Origin of the sequence: Enterobacter asburiae (assembly GCF_001521715.1) — a bacterium.
Classification (GTDB): Bacteria; Pseudomonadota; Gammaproteobacteria; order Enterobacterales; family Enterobacteriaceae; genus Enterobacter; species Enterobacter asburiae.
This window is the reverse complement of record NZ_CP011863.1, coordinates 2021608-2042467: the sequence shown is the minus strand read 5'-3', so window position 1 is coordinate 2042467 and position 20860 is coordinate 2021608. Positions and strand designations below refer to the sequence as shown.

The 20860-nt window shown below is 50.8% G+C and carries 17 protein-coding genes and 5 pseudogenes; 7 read left to right on the top strand and 15 right to left on the bottom strand.

Features of this window, described 5'->3' with window-relative positions; translation table 11 throughout:
• Genes fliI through fliF form a run of 4 tightly spaced genes read right to left on the bottom strand, consistent with a single transcriptional unit; the run spans position 1 to position 4741 of the window.
• A complete protein-coding gene (fliI, locus tag ACJ69_RS10080) occupies positions 1–1371 on the bottom strand; it encodes a flagellar protein export ATPase FliI (RefSeq protein ID WP_023312303.1) in 1371 nt (456 codons plus the stop codon).
• On the bottom strand, positions 1371–2078 hold the full coding sequence (fliH, locus tag ACJ69_RS10075; RefSeq protein WP_029741493.1) for a flagellar assembly protein FliH: 708 nt from the start codon (positions 2076–2078) through the stop codon (positions 1371–1373). Before fliH ends, fliI begins: the two co-directional genes overlap by 1 nt.
• Entirely contained in the window at positions 2071–3069 is a 999-nt protein-coding gene (gene fliG, locus ACJ69_RS10070; RefSeq protein WP_059346984.1) for a flagellar motor switch protein FliG, read from the bottom strand. Before fliG ends, fliH begins: the two co-directional genes overlap by 8 nt.
• Positions 3062–4741: a flagellar basal-body MS-ring/collar protein FliF gene (fliF, locus tag ACJ69_RS10065; protein ID WP_054829955.1), complete on the bottom strand. Its 1680-nt coding sequence runs from the start codon at positions 4739–4741 to the stop codon at positions 3062–3064. The genes fliG and fliF overlap by 8 nt, the downstream gene beginning before the upstream one ends.
• Before the next feature lie 228 nt (positions 4742–4969).
• Here fliF and fliE point away from each other — a divergent pair, with 228 nt between their 5' ends.
• Complete coding sequence (fliE, locus tag ACJ69_RS10060; RefSeq protein WP_008500329.1) at positions 4970–5284, top strand: flagellar hook-basal body complex protein FliE; 315 nt, start codon at positions 4970–4972, stop codon at positions 5282–5284.
• Positions 5285–5310: 26 nt separating this feature from the next.
• On the opposite strand, the pseudogene ACJ69_RS25730 reads toward fliE, so the two are convergent.
• The 3 genes and pseudogenes from ACJ69_RS25730 to ACJ69_RS10045 form a co-directional block, all read right to left on the bottom strand.
• Positions 5311–5613 (bottom strand): annotated as a pseudogene (locus tag ACJ69_RS25730) (integrase); the annotation flags it as partial.
• Positions 5614–6445: 832 nt separating this feature from the next.
• A complete protein-coding gene (locus tag ACJ69_RS24120) occupies positions 6446–7444 on the bottom strand; it encodes an acyltransferase family protein (protein ID WP_071886563.1) in 999 nt (332 codons plus the stop codon).
• A gap of 106 nt (positions 7445–7550) precedes the next feature.
• Positions 7551–8327, bottom strand: coding sequence for a DUF6056 family protein (locus ACJ69_RS10045; RefSeq protein WP_269670870.1), 777 nt, complete (start codon positions 8325–8327; stop codon positions 7551–7553).
• A gap of 92 nt (positions 8328–8419) precedes the next feature.
• On the opposite strand from ACJ69_RS10045, the gene ACJ69_RS10040 reads away from it, so the two are divergent.
• Positions 8420–9400: an IS5-like element IS5 family transposase gene (locus tag ACJ69_RS10040; RefSeq protein ID WP_000019402.1), complete on the top strand. Its 981-nt coding sequence runs from the start codon at positions 8420–8422 to the stop codon at positions 9398–9400.
• 108 nt (positions 9401–9508) lie between these two features.
• Here ACJ69_RS10040 and ACJ69_RS25240 read toward each other — a convergent pair whose 3' ends face one another.
• Positions 9509–10384, bottom strand: coding sequence for a DUF6056 family protein (locus tag ACJ69_RS25240; protein WP_153251372.1), 876 nt, complete (start codon positions 10382–10384; stop codon positions 9509–9511).
• A 145-nt stretch (positions 10385–10529) separates the two neighbouring features.
• On the opposite strand from ACJ69_RS25240, the gene ACJ69_RS10030 reads away from it, so the two are divergent.
• Positions 10530–11510, top strand: coding sequence for an IS5-like element IS5 family transposase (locus ACJ69_RS10030; RefSeq protein ID WP_000019402.1), 981 nt, complete (start codon positions 10530–10532; stop codon positions 11508–11510).
• Between the two features lie 141 nt (positions 11511–11651).
• Here ACJ69_RS10030 and ACJ69_RS10025 read toward each other — a convergent pair.
• Positions 11652–12503, bottom strand: a pseudogene (locus ACJ69_RS10025) (glycosyltransferase family 2 protein); the annotation flags it as partial.
• Between the two features lie 72 nt (positions 12504–12575).
• Between ACJ69_RS10025 and ACJ69_RS10020 the strand changes: the two are divergent.
• On the top strand, positions 12576–13556 hold the full coding sequence (locus ACJ69_RS10020) for an IS5-like element IS5 family transposase (protein ID WP_000019402.1): 981 nt from the start codon (positions 12576–12578) through the stop codon (positions 13554–13556).
• 145 nt (positions 13557–13701) lie between these two features.
• On the opposite strand, the pseudogene ACJ69_RS25725 reads toward ACJ69_RS10020, so the two are convergent.
• Positions 13702–13974: pseudogene (locus ACJ69_RS25725) on the bottom strand (GtrA family protein); the annotation flags it as partial.
• An 82-nt stretch (positions 13975–14056) separates the two neighbouring features.
• On the opposite strand from ACJ69_RS25725, the gene ACJ69_RS10005 reads away from it, so the two are divergent.
• A protein-coding gene (locus ACJ69_RS10005) for an IS3 family transposase (protein ID WP_116799391.1) occupies positions 14057–15264 on the top strand; the annotation gives its coding sequence in 2 pieces (ribosomal slippage) (positions 14057–14378 and positions 14378–15264; 1209 coding nt in all).
• A gap of 40 nt (positions 15265–15304) precedes the next feature.
• Here the strand turns inward: ACJ69_RS10005 and ACJ69_RS24895 are convergent.
• Positions 15305–15412, bottom strand: a pseudogene (locus ACJ69_RS24895) (GtrA family protein); the annotation flags it as partial.
• Between the two features lie 511 nt (positions 15413–15923).
• On the opposite strand from ACJ69_RS24895, the pseudogene ACJ69_RS25720 reads away from it, so the two are divergent.
• A pseudogene (locus ACJ69_RS25720) lies at positions 15924–16272 on the top strand (S24 family peptidase); the annotation flags it as partial.
• 142 nt (positions 16273–16414) lie between these two features.
• A complete protein-coding gene (gene yedD / locus ACJ69_RS09995; protein ID WP_023312299.1) occupies positions 16415–16828 on the top strand; it encodes a lipoprotein YedD in 414 nt (137 codons plus the stop codon).
• A gap of 102 nt (positions 16829–16930) precedes the next feature.
• Here yedD and amyA read toward each other — a convergent pair whose 3' ends face one another.
• The 4 genes from amyA to fliD are packed head-to-tail and all read right to left on the bottom strand — an operon-like array spanning position 16931 to position 20700.
• The gene (amyA, locus tag ACJ69_RS09990) at positions 16931–18418 is read right to left on the bottom strand and encodes an alpha-amylase (RefSeq protein WP_059347827.1); all 1488 of its coding nucleotides are present in this window, start codon (positions 18416–18418) and stop codon (positions 16931–16933) included.
• Between the two features lie 51 nt (positions 18419–18469).
• Positions 18470–18844 carry a flagella biosynthesis regulatory protein FliT gene (gene fliT / locus ACJ69_RS09985; protein WP_023312297.1) on the bottom strand — a complete coding sequence of 125 codons (375 nt, stop codon included), beginning with the start codon at positions 18842–18844 and terminating at the stop codon, positions 18470–18472.
• 5 nt (positions 18845–18849) lie between these two features.
• The gene (gene fliS / locus ACJ69_RS09980; RefSeq protein ID WP_023312296.1) at positions 18850–19254 is read right to left on the bottom strand and encodes a flagellar export chaperone FliS; all 405 of its coding nucleotides are present in this window, start codon (positions 19252–19254) and stop codon (positions 18850–18852) included.
• Between the two features lie 21 nt (positions 19255–19275).
• Complete coding sequence (gene fliD, locus ACJ69_RS09975; RefSeq protein WP_059346980.1) at positions 19276–20700, bottom strand: flagellar filament capping protein FliD; 1425 nt, start codon at positions 20698–20700, stop codon at positions 19276–19278.
• Between the last annotated feature and the right edge of the window lie 160 nt (positions 20701–20860).

The following is a 20860-nucleotide window of genomic DNA, read 5'->3' as shown; positions in this document are numbered from 1 at the left end:
TTACACCTGCGGGAAAATCAGCTCCAGTGCCTGAATTGAATCTTCCCAGTCGGCGCGTTCAAAAATGCCTTGTTGCAAAAATGCCTCCAGCTGTGGCCACAGGCTAATCGCCTTGTCGAGCATCGGGTCGCTGCCTTTGGCATACGCCCCCACGCTGACCAGATCGCGGTTGCGCTGGAAGCTGGAAAGCAGTTGTTTGAAGTTACGCACGCGGGCGTAGTGCTTCTCGGTTATCAGCGCCGTCATTGCGCGGCTGATAGAGGCTTCAATATCGATGGCCGGGTAGTGCCCGGCTTCGGCCAGACGACGCGACAGCACAATATGACCGTCAAGGATCGCGCGCGCGGAGTCGGCAATCGGGTCCTGCTGGTCATCGCCTTCCGTCAGTACCGTATAGAACGCGGTGATGGATCCTCCGCCGCTGATGCCGTTCCCCGCGCGTTCCACCAGCGCAGGGAGTTTGGCGAAGACCGAAGGCGGGTAGCCTTTGGTCGCCGGTGGCTCACCGATGGCCAGCGCGATTTCACGCTGCGCCATCGCGTAACGGGTCAGGGAATCCATGATCAGCAGCACGTGCTTGCCGCGGTCACGAAAATCTTCGGCGATACGGGTGGCATACGCGGCACCCTGCATGCGCAGCAGCGGCGACACGTCTGCCGGTGCGGCGATCACCACCGAGCGGGCGCGGCCTTCCGCACCCAGAATGTTTTCAATAAAGTCTTTTACTTCACGACCACGTTCGCCGATCAGCCCCACGACGATTACGTCGGCCTGGGTATAACGCGCCATCATGCCGAGCAGGACGGATTTGCCTACGCCTGAGCCGGCGAACAGGCCCATACGCTGTCCACGTCCCACGGTCAGCAGGGCGTTAATCGGGCGCACGCCGGTATCCAGCACATGCTCAATAGGGGTACGCTGCAGGGGGTTGAACGGCTGGGTGATCAGCGCGCCGGTTTCGGTGGTGTCCGGGGAGGGCAGCCCGTCGAGCGGTTTCCCGCTGCCGTCCAGCACGCGGCCCAGCAGAGCAGGGCCAAGCGGCAGCTGTTTCCCGCTTTGCAGCCCATCGCCAGAAATATTTTTGGCGTACACGCGCGCGCCGGGCAGAATGCCTTCCACCTCTTCAAGCGGCATCAGGAACAGGCGCTGGCCGTTAAATCCGACCACTTCGCTTTCAACTTCACGCGTTTCCAGACCATCCTGACGCTCGATGACGCAGGTCGCGCCCAGCGGAAGCTGCAGGCCGGTGGCTTCGAGAACCAGGCCGGTGGCGCGCGTCAGTCGCCCATAACGACGAACAGATGGCAGTAGCGCCATCTTCGTCTCAAAGTTGTCGAGCGTGGTGAGCCAGCGGGTGAGGCGCGCGGTCATCAGACGACTCCCGGTGCCGCCAGGCGGCACAGTTCCTGCCAGCGGGTGGCGACGCTGGCATCCAGATCGCCTTCATCGGCAGAGACTTTGCAGCCGCCGTGATGTAGCGACGGATCGCCGCGTAGACGCCAGCCGTGGAGGTTAAGCGTCGCGCCCAGGCTTTCTTCAACGCGCTGCAGGTCGTCCGGATGGACGCGCAGCTGAGGTTTCCCGCTGAACAGCGGCTCCTGCTGAAGCAGACCCTGAATTTGTTTGATCAGCGCAGTGTTATCCACCACGGGCGTCTGGCCGATAACCTGACGGGCGGCTTCCAGCGCCATCTGCATCAGTCGCGAGGCAATCACGCTGTCCAGCGCGTCCAGGGTGTGCTGAAACTCGCTGACCAACTGCTGCATGCGGGCATGGATCGGCGCCTGCTGCTGGCGCGCCTGATCAATACCGTGCTCTAACCCTTTCGCCAGACCTTCCTGATACCCCTGCTCGTGGCCTTTCTGGCGGCCTTCGTTCAGACCGGCGTTATAGCCCTGCTCGTGCGCCTGCATTTGCAGCTGCGCCAGCATCTGTGCCTGCTGCTCCTCTTCGGTCAGCTCGGGCTGCTCGACGTCCGGGTCAAGCTCCTCGGCTGCGATGACGGCCGGCGTGAACTCGGAGAGGGGAGGCGCCAGATCGTCCGGCGTCCAGCGCTTCCAGGGCAGCTCATTAGACATAGGTGTCGTCTCCGCTGCCAATCACCATCTCGCCGGTTTCCGCCAGACGACGAACAATAAGCAGAATGGCTTTCTGTTCGTTTTCCACCTGGGAAAGACGAACCGGGCCGCGGTTGGCAAGGTCGTCGCGCAGGATATCGGCCGCACGTTGAGACATGTTGCGCAGGAACTTCTCGCGCAGCGGCTGCTCGGCGCCTTTGAGGGCGATAAGCAGCGACTCGGAATCCACTTCCTGGAGCAGGCGCTGGATGCTGCGGTCGTCCACTTCGACGAGGTTTTCGAACAGGAACATCTCGTCGATGATTTTCTGTGCCAGCTCGCCGTCGAATTCGCGAACCGCCGTAATGACGGCCTCCTCCTGCTGCGTTTTCATCAGGTTGATGATTTCCGCCGCCGTTCTCACGCCGCCCATTTTGCTGCGCTTGAGGTTCTGACCGTCGAGCAGGTTGTTCAGCACTTCGGTCAGCTCCGCCAGCGCGGCCGGCTGGACGCCGCCGAAGGTCGCGATACGCAGCATCACATCGTGACGCAGGCGCTCTTCGAACAGCGCCAGAATATCGGCCGCCTGGCCACGCTTGAGGTGGACAAGGATGGTGGCGATAATCTGCGGGTGCTCGTCGCGAATAAGGTCGGCGGCACTCTGCGGCTCCATAAAGTTGAGCGTTTCGATACCGCTGGCGGTATCGCGGGTTTCCAGAATGTCTTCCAGCAGGCTGGATGCACGCTCTTCGCCCAGCGCCTTGACCAGCACGGAGCGCAGGTAGTCGTTGGCGTTGACGTTCAGCGCGGCAAACTGTTCGGCTTCCTGTTCAAACTCTGCCAGCACTTCGGTCAGCTGCTTGTTGGAGATCTGACGCACGTTGGCCATGGCCGCACTGAGAATTTGCACTTCTCGCTGGGAGAGGTGTTTAAACACCTCTGCCGCGCGATCTTCGCCAATGGTCATCAGCAGGATGACGCTTTTATCGGTGCCCGTAAGCGTATTACTCATGTTCGTTACCCATCCACTGGCGGATGACCAGCGCCACGACGCGCGGATCGTTATCTGACATTTCGCGAATGCGCTGGCTCATGACCTCAGCGCCCATGCGCTGGTTAGCACGACGCTGCTGCATCTGTTCATCTTTGCTGAGGCGAACTTCAACCGCTTCTTCCGTTTCCTGACGCGTGTTCATCTGTTCGCGAGCCGCTTTCTCGGCTTCAGCACGACGCTGAAGCTGAGGACGAACGCCCTTACGCCACAGCAGCCACGCGACAATCAGCACCAGCAGCCAGCGTCCTGCGGACATCAGCTGGTCGATAAACGCCTGCTGTTGCCAGAACGGCAGTTCACCGCCGGTCTCTTCAACCGAGTTGAACGGTGAGTTCACCACGTTGAGGGTATCGCCGCGCTTCTCGGAGTAACCCATCGCTTCACGGGTCAGGTTTTCAATCTGCTTCATCTGCTCGGCGGTCAACGGCAGCGGTTTGCCATCCGCCAGCGTTTTGTAGTTCACCACCACCGCAACGGAAAGACGCTGAATATCGCCCACGTTCAGTTTAGTGTGGCGAATCGTCCGATCCACTTCGTAGTTCGTGGTTTCGTTACGACTGCTGGTACGCGGACCGGCGTTACTGGTCGTTGAGGTAGTCTGCTGATTATTTTGCTGACCGTTCTGCTGATTGGCCGGCGGCGTAGAGATCGGTGCCGCGTTAGCCGGTGCAGGCTGGTTAGACAGTGCGCCCGGCACGCCGCCCGGGTAGGCACCGCCGACCTGCTCGTTCGAATTGATCTGGCGTGAACGCATCACCGCCTGAGCCGCGTCGCCGTTCGGGCTGTATTGCTCTTCGGTTTGTTCTTTATTCGCGAAGTCGATCTGCGCGGTAACCTGCGCGTGCACGTTGCTGTTACCCACCACCGGGCCGAGGATGGCTTCAATACGGCGCTGGAGACGGTTTTCGACATCGGCGGCATATTTCAGCTGCGCGTCATTCAGATCGCGACCGGCGGTATTGGATTGCGTCAGCAGGTGACCGCTTTGGTCGACCAGCGTCACGTTACCCGGCGGCAGACCGGCGACGGCGCTGGAGACGAGATGCGTCACCGCGCTGATTTGCCCTTCGTCCAGCGCGCGGCCAGCTTGGAGGTTCACGGTAACGGAAGCCGAAGGTGATTTCTGTTCACGGACAAATAAAGAAGGTTTAGGCATCGCCAGGTGCACGCGGGCACTCTTCACTGGGCCTAACGTTTCAATGGTGCGGGCCAGTTCACCTTCCAGCGCACGCTGGTAGTTCACCTGCTCGCTGAACTGGCTGATACCGAATTTTTCCTGATCCAGCAGCTCAAAGCCGACGGCACCGCCCTTCGGCAGCCCCTGCTGGGCCAGACGCAGACGCAGTTCGTGCACCTTATCTGCCGGTACCTCAAGCGCACCGCCATTATCGGCAAAGCGATAAGGGATGTTCATCTGGGTCAGCTGGGTGACGATGGCGCCGCCATCCTGATCGGAAAGGTTGCTGTAGAGCGTCCGGTAATCAGGGCTTTTCGCCCACAGGACCATCGCTACAAGGATCGCAATTGCGGCAGCGCCTGCCACGATCAACGGGATTTTAGGATTCGCGCGAAGGCGGTTCATCCACTCGAGTGATTTATTCTGCGGCGCTGTCGATGCTGTTGCACTCATTGCGCACCTCTTAAATCCTGGTGGTTTACGTTATTCGTGTAGAGAAACAAAACTGACTCCCGGGTCGGCAAACACGACAAAAGTTCCATATTGATGGCCCTGCCATTATTTGATGATTCGTGATTTTCTATGCGTCAAATAACCTGGTTTTTTCACGCTATTTACCGCCATTATCTTATTGACAAGCTGTTAGTCTTGACCGCGTAAAAAACCATCCAGGGGAGAGTCATGGCTATACAGGGCATTGAAGGGGTAATCAGTCAGTTGCAGGCAACGGCGATGACGGCCCGTAATCAGAATGTGGCAGATCAGCAGCCGAGCATCAGCTTCGCAGGGCAACTGCATGCCGCTCTTGACCGTATCAGTGATACCCAGACCGCCGCGCGCACTCAGGCAGAAAAGTTCACCCTCGGTGAGCCGGGCGTGGCGCTGAATGATGTGATGACCGATTTGCAAAAAGCCTCGGTTTCCCTGCAGATGGGGATCCAGGTGCGTAACAAGCTGGTGTCGGCGTATCAGGAAGTCATGGGGATGCAGGTTTAGGTTAACTAACCTAATGATATTTATAATTAATAACCATCCGATCCCACTGCGTGGGGCATGGATGGGGCAAACTCACTCAATTTCTGGTTGAGGATGAGGACCTGGTCCTGGTTATGTTCAGCCATCCAGGATCCGTACACCCGGTAAACCATTTGCGCGTCGGTGTGGCCCATTTGCTTCGCGATGAAGTTTGGGTTAGCACCGTCAGCCAACGACTAACATGCATACGTGTGTCGGGACTGGTATGCTCTGCTATAACGAATCCCGTCGCGTCTCATTACTGCCTTCTGAGACGGGTTGAAAGACCCGACTGCGTAATGTTGCCAAGCATGGGTAATCATTGTTCCCGATTTAAGGACTATATTCTCCCAGGCCAGCGAAACAAGCTCGCTGGCGACATTTATTTTTTGTATTTGGCACGTCGAGGCATTCGCGTACTCGGCTGTTTCTTTTTGAGCTTTTCAACGCATTGGTCGAAAGCTATGTGGTTATACATACACTCGCTGTTTTCCTTTTGCGAACTGTTTGGAGACAGGTGGAAATCCCCCTCTCAACGAGTCAGCTTTTTTTACGAGCCCGCGCTATCGTTCTAGGGCGAAATCCGGTCATTTTTTACAAGTAAGTCTTCCGTCACCCAATTACTGAGTACGATTAAAATCATTTTGCTCATGATCATTCCTTTCACATCGTTTTGTAAAGTTTCGGCTGGTCTTTTGTGCCAACATTAAAGCAGCAATTGCATACCTGCCCGATGCGTAATCGTCACGTCTCAAGAGTTCGATACAGCTTTAAACATAATGGTTGAGATATTTCCCATTACAAGTGGCTGAATGTGAATCGAGCTGAAAATAATTTTACTGGCACGCATGAACTGGGCTAAAAATATGGTATTGATCTGATGAAAAAAGGAAGAAAATTCACTCAGGAACGTACAAATGAATTGAGATTATACGGAAATGATAGCGATCTATATATCGCGGTTATAATTACATCCATTAGAGCGAATCATTTTATCTGGTTAAACGCTATCATCTTTTACAATGACGCACATTATGCACTATTTAGCTATGAAACAACACGCTCTGGGTTGTTTCTGTCTATCCATGAAATGATTTTCTTCGAAAGATTAATTGATGGAATCTCAATAAGATTGAATGAAATCTATGCTATTGCAATTGAGCAGGTCGTCATAATGACTAAGGTATAAAATCCATTCATTGAAATGCTTGGGAAATATGTATTAGTTATTTCTATGAAAATGTAATGCCACATGTAAAGAGAAAATGAAATATTCCCGAGCATAATTAGAGGTTTGTTTTTTGCTGTCGTGAAACTTGCATCCATTAAAGTCGTAGCTACTACAATGATAAAGGCCATAACCCCCCAGCCTAGAGGCCCGTGGTCAATGTTTTTTGTTGTAAATATTAATACTGTAGTAACAGTTATGGTTGAAATTAGCAAAACATTTAAAACTGTTCCCTTGTATATCGATAGAGCAGGTAAAATGTGAATATATATAACATACGATATTATGCCATATACAAAGTCAATGTATATAGGTGATGAAATAAGAGTGATAAAGTCATTTTTGATATAGTTTGTATTTATGCCATTGAGTGTTGGAGTGACACTCATTAATTGTGTAGATAAAACCATTGTTAAGATTATGGATGAGCATAATATAGCCCTATACTTGTGGGATATAATCATGGATGCAAGAAAGATAATATAAAAAGAAATCTCGTAAGTTAATGTCCATGCTATTGCAAGTACATTGTATCCAAAGAAAGGAGCCCCAGCATGATAATCGATTTGGAGAGGTATGATTGACCATATAAACCATGAATCTAAGCCGGTTGATCCCTTTTTGATTGTCAAAAATATAAAGTAAATTGACACTGATAATATCAAAAGTGGATAGATTCTAAAAAATCTTCTAATAAAAAACTTAAGTGGATAAAAGTATTCCTTTTTTTGAGTCGCAAAGCAGATTATAAACCCACTAATTACAAAGAATAAATCTACACCAAAAGCTCCATTAACAAACAGCAAATCTCCAAGATTTGACTGTACGTAGGTGTTGTTTACATAGCCTCTTAAATGGAATAGAACTACGAATAAAGCCGCAATTCCCCTTAAGTAATGTATGCTTTTGACCATATTGATATCCTTCATATAATAGGGATGCTTTTTTTATGTAATTCTTCAAAAGAATGGCGTTCTGGATAACGCCATTCCCGAAGATACCAGTAAAACCAAAAGGTGATTATTTAAATTCTAAATAATTGCTAGATAGTATTTTTACTGGCTCAGTAGTGTACATTCCGATATTGATTTTACTTATTTCGGATAAATCTAACTTTCCTGCTTCACTATAAGTATACCAATCACTCCCTACTTTAATCGCCTTAACAATAGTATCCATGTTTTTATTATCATTGTTTTTTAAAGTAACATGAGAAAAAATGGCGGTGTTATGCATCAAATAAGCATTTATGTCACCTGAGATACGATATATAAGCTTATTTTTACCAGATAATTTGTCAGTGTAAAAATAAATCGATTTCAATGTTATGTTTTCATTTAATTTTGCATTAACGTCTCTCTTGGGAAGTGAGTCAATAATTGAGTAATCAAAATTAATTGGCTCTTCAGTGATTTTATCTACTTTAAAATAATTAAACATATATGAGTTCTTGAAAGTAGGGAAACCATCTGATTTTTTTAAAAGTCGGTTTAGATAAAAGTCAGGTATTACGATCTCTTTTTTTCCTTCGTCGATTTGCTGTGTTATCATGGCCATGCGTATTGCATCTTGCTTTGACGCTCTTAAATTAGAATAGGAAATTAAGCCGTAAGATGGTAAAAAGTAAGTCATAGCGAACACAATGATAATGCCATATATCGAGTTTTTAAATATTTTTTCATTTGAAAAATTAGCAGAGTGAATTAAAAATGAAAGTGTTATTAAAAACATAAACAAGGCACCAATACCAGCTCTTTCAGGCATGTATGGTGAAGCAACAAATGCAAGGTCACACAATATCCCACCAATGAAAAATGCTAGGGAAGGTGCGAACAAGTCCCTGATATGAGATCATGTTTGTCATCTGGAGCCATGGAACAGGGTTCATCATGAGTCATCAACTTACCTTCGCCGACAGTGAATTCAGCAGTAAGCGCCGTCAGACCAGAAAAGAGATTTTCTTGTCCCGCATGGAGCAGATTCTGCCATGGCAAAACATGGTGGAAGTCATCGAGCCGTTTTACCCCAAGGCTGGTAATGGCCGGCGACCTTATCCGCTGGAAACCATGCTACGCATTCACTGCATGCAGCATTGGTACAACCTGAGCGATGGCGCGATGGAAGATGCTCTGTACGAAATCGCCTCCATGCGTCTGTTTGCCCGGTTATCCCTGGATAGCGCCTTGCCGGACCGCACCACCATCATGAATTTCCGCCACCTGCTGGAGCAGCATCAACTGGCCCGCCAATTGTTCAAGACCATCAATCGCTGGCTGGCCGAAGCAGGCGTCATGATGACTCAAGGCACCTTGGTCGATGCCACCATCATTGAGGCACCCAGCTCGACCAAGAACAAAGAGCAGCAACGCGATCCGGAGATGCATCAGACCAAGAAAGGCAATCAGTGGCACTTTGGCATGAAGGCCCACATTGGTGTCGATGCCAAGAGTGGCCTGACCCACAGCCTAGTCACCACCGCGGCCAACGAGCATGACCTCAATCAGCTGGGTAATCTGCTGCATGGAGAGGAGCAATTTGTCTCAGCCGATGCCGGCTACCAAGGGGCGCCACAGCGCGAGGAGCTGGCCGAGGTGGATGTGGACTGGCTGATCGCCGAGCGCCCCGGCAAGGTAAGAACCTTGAAACAGCATCCACGCAAGAACAAAACGGCCATCAACATCGAATACATGAAAGCCAGCATCCGGGCCAAGGTGGAGCACCCATTTCGCATCATCAAGCGACAGTTCGGCTTCGTGAAAGCCAGATACAAGGGGTTGCTGAAAAACGATAACCAACTGGCGATGTTATTCACGCTGGCCAACCTGTTTCGGGCGGACCAAATGATACGTCAGTGGGAGAGATCTCACTAAAAACTGGGGATAACACCTTAAATGGCGAAGAAACGGTCTAAATAGGCTGATTCAAGGCATTTACGGGAGAAAAAATCGGCTCAAACATGAAGAAATGAAATGACTGAGTCAGCCGAGAAGAATTTCCCCGCTTATTCGCACCTTCCCTAGTGCACAAATTAATGAAGCCCTTGATTCTATTTTGAGCACTCCAAATGAAAGTGCAATGAAAATAATGATTAGAAATATTGGCCATAAGCTATCCAGCGCTGCAGGCAGTCTTTCAAATAAATGTTGATCAAGTTTTTCTATTAATGTTAATGAATGCCACTCTTTAAAATAAGACGACCTGATGGCAGAGCCTGGGCTGAATAAAAGTACCGCAGAGCCTAAGATAATCCCAATCAAATATGGTGCTGACAGTTTAAAGCGGCTAAAACAAATAGAGTATAAAATTGTCAGTATCGTTGCAACAATACACGTGTTTTCGTTTGAGCAACCTGCCAAAAAACCAACTAAAATAGCCCCAGAATAACTAAGTAATGTGTGTGATTTTCTTTGTCGAGCCAGAATAACAAAAAATAAAGATATGTAAAATATAGGCCATAAGTAATTCGACGCACCAACAAACCAGAAAAAAGTTTCGCCAAGGGCTGGATTTGATATCCAAAAAGATAAAAAAATAATTATTATCGAAATGGCGCTTGGTTTAGGCTTACCAACAAATAATGCAGATGGTATCGCTGCGATAAGATAAACGCTGGCAACTAGCGCAGCAGCTGTCAAAGATTGATAGATGTCATGATTGACATATTTGAGCATATACGAGCTAAATATGTTAGTAATCAGCCTTCCGCTCCAGACTAAATAATGACCAATTTGCTCATGCAAGCTTGCATGGAAATAATAATAATAATCGTCTGACAATACTGGCGTGTGTAGGTATGGCACCAACATAAGTAAAAAAATAACACTTAGAATTAACAGATTATTTTTGGAAATCATTTTTCTTTATTCCGTTTTAAACAATAACGCGGTCTTTTTTTTGTTTCAATATAGATTCGCCCTATATATTCACCTAAGGAAGGTGCGAACAAGTCCCTGATATGAGATCATGTTTGTCATCTGGAGCCATGGAACAGGGTTCATCATGAGTCATCAACTTACCTTCGCCGACAGTGAATTCAGCAGTAAGCGCCGTCAGACCAGAAAAGAGATTTTCTTGTCCCGCATGGAGCAGATTCTGCCATGGCAAAACATGGTGGAAGTCATCGAGCCGTTTTACCCCAAGGCTGGTAATGGCCGGCGACCTTATCCGCTGGAAACCATGCTACGCATTCACTGCATGCAGCATTGGTACAACCTGAGCGATGGCGCGATGGAAGATGCTCTGTACGAAATCGCCTCCATGCGTCTGTTTGCCCGGTTATCCCTGGATAGCGCCTTGCCGGACCGCACCACCATCATGAATTTCCGCCACCTGCTGGAGCAGCATCAACTGGCCCGCCAATTGTTCAAGACCATCAATCGCTGGCTGGCCGAAGCAGGCGTCATGATGACTCAAGGCACCTTGGTCGATGCCACCATCATTGAGGCACCCAGCTCGACCAAGAACAAAGAGCAGCAACGCGATCCGGAGATGCATCAGACCAAGAAAGGCAATCAGTGGCACTTTGGCATGAAGGCCCACATTGGTGTCGATGCCAAGAGTGGCCTGACCCACAGCCTAGTCACCACCGCGGCCAACGAGCATGACCTCAATCAGCTGGGTAATCTGCTGCATGGAGAGGAGCAATTTGTCTCAGCCGATGCCGGCTACCAAGGGGCGCCACAGCGCGAGGAGCTGGCCGAGGTGGATGTGGACTGGCTGATCGCCGAGCGCCCCGGCAAGGTAAGAACCTTGAAACAGCATCCACGCAAGAACAAAACGGCCATCAACATCGAATACATGAAAGCCAGCATCCGGGCCAAGGTGGAGCACCCATTTCGCATCATCAAGCGACAGTTCGGCTTCGTGAAAGCCAGATACAAGGGGTTGCTGAAAAACGATAACCAACTGGCGATGTTATTCACGCTGGCCAACCTGTTTCGGGCGGACCAAATGATACGTCAGTGGGAGAGATCTCACTAAAAACTGGGGATAACACCTTAAATGGCGAAGAAACGGTCTAAATAGGCTGATTCAAGGCATTTACGGGAGAAAAAATCGGCTCAAACATGAAGAAATGAAATGACTGAGTCAGCCGAGAAGAATTTCCCCGCTTATTCGCACCTTCCCTAAAACACCTATGCCGATTAATTGAACGCCGCCGATAAATAGGATGGATACCAACAGGGATGTATACCCTTTTATCGGATTGCCTATAATTAATGTTTGCAAAGTCATCCATGCGCCGTATAAGAAAGAAATAGATGCAATTATGAAGCCTATATACATCCAAACCCTTAAAGGGAAAGTAGAGAAACTTGTTATTCCCTCAAGTGCAAGGTTCCACAGTTTCCAGCCGTTAAATTTAGTGCTGCCGGCAACGCGCTCAGCACGTGCATACTCCACGACATCAGTACGCCCGCCGACCCAACTCAGCACGCCCTTCATGAACAAGTTGCGCTCTGGCATGAGCTGAATATTTTCCACGACCTCGCGGGACATCAGGCGGAAGTCTCCAACATTCTCTTCGATTTGCGGGTTGCTGATTTTGTTATGTAGCTTATAAAACCACTCAGCGGTCTTACGCTTCAGACGGCCATCTGTAGAGCGATCAGAGCGTTTGGCAAGCACCATATCTGCTCCGGCCTGCCACTTCTCTATCAGATGTGGAATGACTTCGATTGGGTCCTGAAGATCAACATCAATTGGAATAATCGCTTCTCCGGAAGCGTGGTCCAGACCTGCGAACAGCGCAGGCTCTTTACCAAAGTTGCGAGTGAACGACAGTGGAACTACAAGCGGATCGGCAAGGGCAAGTGCGTTAATAATTGATTCTGTACTATCTTTGCTGCCGTCATTAATGAACACTATCTCGACTTCATGTTGCTTGAGCTCTTCAAACTCCCGCACGGCTTTGTAGAAAATCGGAATTGCATCCTCTTCATTAAAAACTGGAACGACCAGTGAAATTTTCATTTAGGGAAGGTGCGAACAAGTCCCTGATATGAGATCATGTTTGTCATCTGGAGCCATGGAACAGGGTTCATCATGAGTCATCAACTTACCTTCGCCGACAGTGAATTCAGCAGTAAGCGCCGTCAGACCAGAAAAGAGATTTTCTTGTCCCGCATGGAGCAGATTCTGCCATGGCAAAACATGGTGGAAGTCATCGAGCCGTTTTACCCCAAGGCTGGTAATGGCCGGCGACCTTATCCGCTGGAAACCATGCTACGCATTCACTGCATGCAGCATTGGTACAACCTGAGCGATGGCGCGATGGAAGATGCTCTGTACGAAATCGCCTCCATGCGTCTGTTTGCCCGGTTATCCCTGGATAGCGCCTTGCCGGACCGCACCACCATCATGAATTTCCGCCACCTGCTGGAGCAGCATCAACTGGCCCGCCAATTGTTCAAGACCATCAATCGCTGGCTGGCCGAAGCAGGCGTCATGATGACTCAAGGCACCTTGGTCGATGCCACCATCATTGAGGCACCCAGCTCGACCAAGAACAAAGAGCAGCAACGCGATCCGGAGATGCATCAGACCAAGAAAGGCAATCAGTGGCACTTTGGCATGAAGGCCCACATTGGTGTCGATGCCAAGAGTGGCCTGACCCACAGCCTAGTCACCACCGCGGCCAACGAGCATGACCTCAATCAGCTGGGTAATCTGCTGCATGGAGAGGAGCAATTTGTCTCAGCCGATGCCGGCTACCAAGGGGCGCCACAGCGCGAGGAGCTGGCCGAGGTGGATGTGGACTGGCTGATCGCCGAGCGCCCCGGCAAGGTAAGAACCTTGAAACAGCATCCACGCAAGAACAAAACGGCCATCAACATCGAATACATGAAAGCCAGCATCCGGGCCAAGGTGGAGCACCCATTTCGCATCATCAAGCGACAGTTCGGCTTCGTGAAAGCCAGATACAAGGGGTTGCTGAAAAACGATAACCAACTGGCGATGTTATTCACGCTGGCCAACCTGTTTCGGGCGGACCAAATGATACGTCAGTGGGAGAGATCTCACTAAAAACTGGGGATAACACCTTAAATGGCGAAGAAACGGTCTAAATAGGCTGATTCAAGGCATTTACGGGAGAAAAAATCGGCTCAAACATGAAGAAATGAAATGACTGAGTCAGCCGAGAAGAATTTCCCCGCTTATTCGCACCTTCCTTAGCATCCCTGAATACAACGAACTTTGAATATACAAACCCGCACATCAGACTGATGGCGGAGAACACGATTAATGTGATGATAGGAGCCATGCCTGATTTGTCTGCACACCAGCCAAAAGCGGCACTCAATGAGCCCATAAAACCCACGTAAAGCATGTAGCGAATGGTTGTTGTGGAAGATTTAAAAGTGAATTTGGCATTGGCGAAGAAGCTGAACGACACAGCGACAACGAATCCGGCAAAGTTGCCAAGCGCCTGTCCTGATGTAGCCCCCTGAAACACCGGACAGTAGCTGTATCTCCAGATAAGAGATAGGCTTGAATATATGTCTAACACTAACGCCAATTTTGAGATGACCGGGATCCTGTTAGGGCAAGAAGCCCGTAAACGTAAAACTCCTCAGGAGAAGATCGCCATTATCCAGCAGACGATGGAGCCGGGCATGAATGTCTCCCATGTCGCCCGCCTGCATGGTATCCAGCCCAGCCTGCTGTTTAAGTGGAAGAAGCAATATCAGGAAGGCAGCCTCACCGCCGTTGCGGCCGGAGAGGAAGTCGTTCCTGCTTCTGAGCTTACTGCTGCTCTGAAGCAGGTCCGGGAACTTCAGCGCCTTCTGGGCAAGAAGACGATGGAAGTTGAGATCCTGAAAGAAGCCGTGGAGTACGGCCAGTCGCGAAAATGGATAGCGCACGCGCCCTTGTTGCCAAAGGACGGGGAATAGCCCTGGTCAGCCGCACCATGGGCGTGTCGCGTGCGCAGCTGTCACTGCGGATTAACCGTTCTGCCGACTGGCAGGACAGGCGCTGTAACCGGCGTAATGACGAAGCAGACGAAGAAATACTGTCGGCTATCCTCGACATCATCAGCGATATGCCGAGTTATGGTTATCGACGCGTGTGGGGCATCCTGCGCAAGCAACGTCGCACAGAGGGACAGCCACCTGTGAACGCCAAACGGCTTTACAGGATAATGAGCGAGCATAACCTGTTGTTGTTGCATGACAAACCAGAGCGACCGAAGCGTGAACATAAGGGCAAGATAGCGGTGGCAGAAAGCGATATGCGCTGGTGTTCAGATGGCTTCGAGTTCGGCTGCGACAACGGCGAAAAACTGCGGGTAACGTTCGCGCTGGACTGCTGCGACCGTGAGGCCATAGACTGGGCAGCAAGCACGGGAGGCTATGACAGTTCGACCGTGCAGGATGTGATGCTGAGGTCGGTGGAAAAGCGCTTCGGCGACAGGCTACCGGAAACACCAGTGCAGTGGCTGACGGATAACGGTTCAGCGTATACCGCGTATGAAACGCGGAGGTTCGCGAGAGAGCTGAATCTGGAGCCCTGCACAACAGCGGTGAGCAGCCCGCAGAGTAATGGCATGGCCGAACGGTTCGTGAAAACGATGAAAGAAGACTATATCGCGTTCATGCCAAAACCGGATGTGAGAACAGCACTGCGAAACCTTGCAGTAGCGTTCACGCATTACAATGAAAACCACCCGCACAGCGCGCTGGGATATCACTCCCCGAGGGAATACCGGCGGCAGCGGACATCGTTAACTTAAGATACAAAAGCTGTCCGGAGATGGAGGGTCAAGATCAGCCAAGCGCCTGTCCTGTGTGGAATGCGTATATGCATACAGCAAAGACGACCCAGTGAATAAGCGTGTTTATTACACCTATTGATGTGTACTTAGCGAATAACTTGAACATTTGAGAAATCAGCAAATTCGGAAAAGTCCGAAGTGTAGCATCTGGCATTCACTTGATCGACCCTCATGTTTAACTACGCAGCGTATTTATACAATTGATTTTATGAATGATCATGCCACGCACAGCAGACATACACAGTCTTCGTTGCGGTAGTAGAGCTCACTGCTCATCTGGTTTAGTGGCCGTGAGCTGCGCGCATATTGGGCCGGTGAAGCGTTCATTACTGATGAAGGTGAGACAATAGATGGCAATGAATAAGGTGACGTTGGTCTTATTGATGTTGTTACATACACTATCCCCTCGGTTTCTTCTGACCAAAATCTCTGCATTGAGTATTCAACGTGAGCAATTGACGCTTTTTATTCTGAAATTTTCACACACCAAACACCAAATAGTGTTACAGGCTTAGAAACGAAATGGTTAAGATGTAGCCATTCAGATACGAACGGCAAACTTTATCAGTACTCTAGTTAAAAGCGCTGCGCATAAAACCAGTGTTTGGGTATGCGTCATGGAGTTCTTCAGACCGGCAGAATTACGCGGAATTATTGCTATCCCGTTTTTTTTACGGCTTAGTGCAGTGTGGTTTTCTCAGTCCTGCAGCCGACTAAGTAGAGCAGCGCATTGATCTTAATGAGTTGCTTTTGTCCCATCAGGCTTGTCGTTTATTGTTAAAGCTGCTGGCGACACGATGATTGAGGCTGGGCTCCAACGGTGACCAGCTGCTGGTGGACAGCTCCCGAACTGCTGAGCATAGTGATATTGTCATCACCGCGATGGAAGGGGAGTTCAGAGTTGAACGCCTGCAGCTGCGTCCAACCGTCCAGCTCATTCCAATGGACAGCTCGTACTCGACGATCATGAATGTCGACCAGGCCTTTGTCGATTATGAAAAATGTTCGCTCTTATCATTTGTATGCAGGTTAAAGACCTGTCGATCTTCGCTGGCAGCCGCTGCGCTTTAATGCCACAATATTTTTTTCTTCGAATGCAGGAAAGATGATGAAAAAAATAGCAATTGCTGGCGCGCTGCTGGCACTGACCGGGTGCGTTCAGGTCGATAACTATAACGACGTGATCAAGCACCCTGTCCCGGCGCATCTGGCGGGATACTGGCAGTCGAAAGGGCCGCAGAGCAACATGGTCAGCCCGAAGGCGATTGCCACGCTGGTGGTGACGGAAGAGGGCGATACGCTGGACTGCCGTCAGTGGCAGCGCGTGATTGCCGTGCCGGGTAAAATCATGCTGCGTTCAGACAGTTATTACAACGTGACGCGTAAGCTGGATATCTATCCGCTGGAGCGTGATGGCTCGACGCTTGAGTATGACGGGCTGGAGCTGCAGAAGGTCGACCGCCCAACGGTTGAGTGTGCCGATTATCTGAGCAAGAATCCGCTGGAGAGTAAGCTACCCTAAGGGTAAACGCAAAACGGCAACCTCGTTGCCGTTTTTGGTGTTTGCGCCCTCTCCCTGTGGGAGAGGGACGGGGTGAGGGCATCAGGCCGCACGTTTCCCGTTCTATAGTGCATCCTCTATCACCCAAACGCTGACGCTCCCTCCATTACAGGTAAACGTCCCTTCGCCATCCGCCGCAGTGGTGATGGTTTCTTCGCGATTGCCGAGAAAATCCCGCCACGTTTTGTTGCCGTAGTTTTCCCCAAGACAAATCACTTTTTCACCATCATCCCCGTTCGACATCACCACCACGCAGCCGGGATCGTCATCGGTGCCGCTGCGGCTGAAGGCGATGCAGTTTGGATGGTCGAAAAACAGCGTTTGCACGCCGTGGGCAAAACGCTGGCGCGCGAGGATCAGCTCGTGAAGCTGCTCAATCACCGGCATATCAATATGGTACGTTTCACCGTCTCCTCCCGCGTCGTCATAGCTGGCGCCGAAGAGATCCGGATAAAAGACGCTCGGCACGCCATTTTCCCGCAGCAGGATCAGCGCGTAGGCCAGCGGTTTAAACCAGGCTTCGACCGGTGCTTCAAGCGCCTGCAAAGGCTGGGTGTCATGGTTCGCGACGAGGGTGACCGCATGAAAGGGATCGGCTTCTACCAGGGTGCCGGTGAAGATTTGGCTCATGTCGTAATCCCGGCCCTGACGTGACGCCTCGTGGAATTTCATCTGCAGAGGGGCATCAAACAGCATGGTTTTGCCTTCGACCTGGTCAATATAGGCCTGAAGTTTATCCACCTCATGGGACCAGTATTCCGCCACGATAAACAGCGGCTGGTCGGCGACTTCCTGGACGTGCTCAATCCACTCTTTGTAAAACCAGGCGGGAATATGTTTCACGGCGTCCAGACGAAAACCGTCGCAGCCCGTCTGTTCCATGACCCAGCGGGCCCAGTATTTGATCTCTTCGGTCACGGCGTGATTGCGAAAATCGATATTTTCGCCCATCAGATAATCGAAGTTACCCATCTCATCATCAACCTGATCGTTCCAGCCTTCGCCGGTGTAGTCGTTGACGATTTTAAAGATGCCGTCTTCATCGGGGTTTTCAATATGGTCAACGCCGCTGAAGCATTTGTAGTCCCAGATAAACTGTGAGTACTGCCCGGCCCGGGCAGGGAAGGTGTAGCGAGTCCAGGCTTCACATTCAATGACCTCGTCATCGATTTGCGTGCGGTCCTGTTCGTTCACGCGCTGAACGCGCACGGGCTCTTTTTCATCGGCGCCCATTTTGTGGTTGACCACCACGTCCAGCAGCACGGCAATGTCGTTGCTTTTGAGGGCATCAATGGCCTCCAGCAACTGCGCCTTGTCGCCGTATTTCGTGGCGATACTGCCTTTCTGGTCAAACTCACCAAGATCGAACAGGTCATAGGTGTCATAGCCGACGGAATACCCGCCGGATGCCCCTTTACAGGCGGGCGGCAGCCAGATCATGTTGATGCCGATTTCGTTAAGATTGGGAGCTAACGCCGTGACCTCTCGCCACAATTCACCGCCAGCAGGGTAGTACCAGTGAAAACATTGTAACAGGGTGGGGTTTTTCATCATCCTTGCTCCAGAAGCCATTGGCAGACTTCTGGAGTATGGATGAAGAAATCATAGTTGTGTGTCGCGGGTAAAACTTTCTGGATAAAGAATATTCCCTGACAGCTTTCCATAGGTAGACGTGATGGATTGCTGTTTACCGGTTTGATCAATCAGATTGCGCAGTTCGTCCATGCGGACTTTCAGCAGTGCCTTTAGCGCATTCTCATTTTCAAGGATCATTTCCAGCAGCGCACGCGCTTGCTCAACCTGAGCCGGAGGGCATGACATGATGGGCGTTTGAGAAATCTTTTCCACCAGTTGAACGTAATGCATTTCCTGCTCGATAAGCGCATCCCATTGACCAGAATGTGCGAGATTTAGCATAGCAATGCTCTGAGCATGTAGCGCCTGCCAGTGGCTAAGCGCTGCGCTGGGATTATTCATCAAAATTATCCTGAAATAGAGGACGCATTGGGGCCGATTTGCTTCCACGCATCCGCAATGTTGTTTAATAAACCCTCGACTTCAACAATTGCGTCTACGTCGTTACTGACATTCGCCAGCAACAAACGTCGAACCATATATTCGTACAAGGAGGCAAGATTACCGGACAATTCGCTCTCAACCTCCATGTTCAGTCCTGCTTTCAAACCGTTGTCGATGATGTTGATGGCTTTGGATAAGGCTTCGCCTTTCTCACGAATTTGTCCGGCTTCCATGAACAAACGCGCGCGAACAAGGGCGCTATGCGCCCCGTCGAACAACATGACAATCAGCTGGTGTGGACTGGCATTCATAACTGCGCTTTCTACTCCTATCTGCTGATAGGATTGAACACCAGAGGTCTTATACATATCCACTCCTGAAGGCTACGACTACTTTTGTGAGAACTGTTGGGTCAGGTAGTTGGCTGTACTGGTCATTTTGGTGACTAATACGTCCAGACTGGTGAACTGGGTTTTGTAACGCGCCATGGTGGCTTCAATTTGAGCATCCATGGCATCGTAACGTTCACCCAGCGTTTTCAGCGTTTTGTTGATCCCGTCTTTCGCGTTCTGGATCACCCCGGCGCTGCCGGTACTGGTGCTGAGCATGGTGGTCAGCGTGTTGTTCATCTGGGTCGCCATACCGGTTTTCTTTCCGTCACCGACAAAATACTGCTGTACGGCGTTCGGGTTGTCGGTCAGCGCTTTTTTCAGCTTATCGGTGTCGACTTTCAGGTTACCGACGGTACCGTCCGCGCCTTTCACCGGGCCCTGGGTGATCCCCAGCTGGGCCATGATCTGAATGGAGCCGGTCTGCACTTCGGTCAGCAGGCCGCGCAGCTGGGACTGAACCCCGCGCACGTTCGCATCACCGACCAGCGCACCGTTGCTGGTAGACTGGCTGCCGGCGCCTGCATCAACCGGAACATACTTCGTCAGGCTGTTAATGGTGGACTGCAGCGAGTTATACGCCGTGACCCAGTCGGTGATCGCCTTCTGGTTAGCATCCGTTGCGCGTGAAACCTCAAGAGTTTCATCGGCTTTGCTCTCGGCCTTCACCGAGAAGGTCACCCCAGGCAGCGCATCGGTAATGGTATTCGACTGGCGCTCGATGGAGATGTTGTTCACCACCACAATCGCGTTCTGCGCGTCGGTGTTCACCGTCAGCGCGCCCGTTTTGGTGGTTGAATCATAACCAATGGCGCTTTGCAGCTTGGCGTCGCCGGTAACGTTGATGGTCATCGCACCATCCGTACCGGTGGTTTTAGATGACAGCATCAGGCGGTAATCACCGTCTTTCGCTTTAATGACGCTGGCGGTGACGTTGCCGTTCGCTTTATTAATGGCGCTCGCGATCCCGGCCAGAGACGTATCGCCATCCGCCAGGGTGACCTCTAAAGGCGTTTTGGTACCCGGCTGGGTGATGGTGATTTTACGCGTTGTACCTGTCGTATCGCCCAGCAGATCCGTGTTGTTTGCATAAGAGCCGGTAGTGAGTGCTTGTGCCTTTGCAACCTGGTTAACGTTGACAACAAAGGAACCCACGGACGCGTCAGCCGTTGTCGTGGCGGTAAAGGCCGTGTTGGTGCTGCTAACGGACGTTGAGTTCCAGGTGGTTGCTTTACCCAGTGCAGCGGTGGCAGTCTGCAGCGATGTCATGGCGCTCTGCAGTTTGCCGTAAGCGCTTAACTGTGCGTTATACGTTGATTGCTGGGAAGTAATCGTCGTCAGCTTCGTTTTCTCTGCCGCTTCCAACTGATTATATAAATCCCCGAGTCCTGCAGAACCTATCCCGAGGTTACTGATAGTAGCCATGCATATTTTCCTTAAATACGAAAGTAGTTCAGGACTCTTATCGGCCTCTTAAAGTAAAAGTTTACGATGATGAGAAAAAAATAATCCAAAGAATAGACGCGTCCTGGCGGGGTAAATGAAAGGATTGCACTTTAGTGTCATTATCAGCGCATTGAAAACA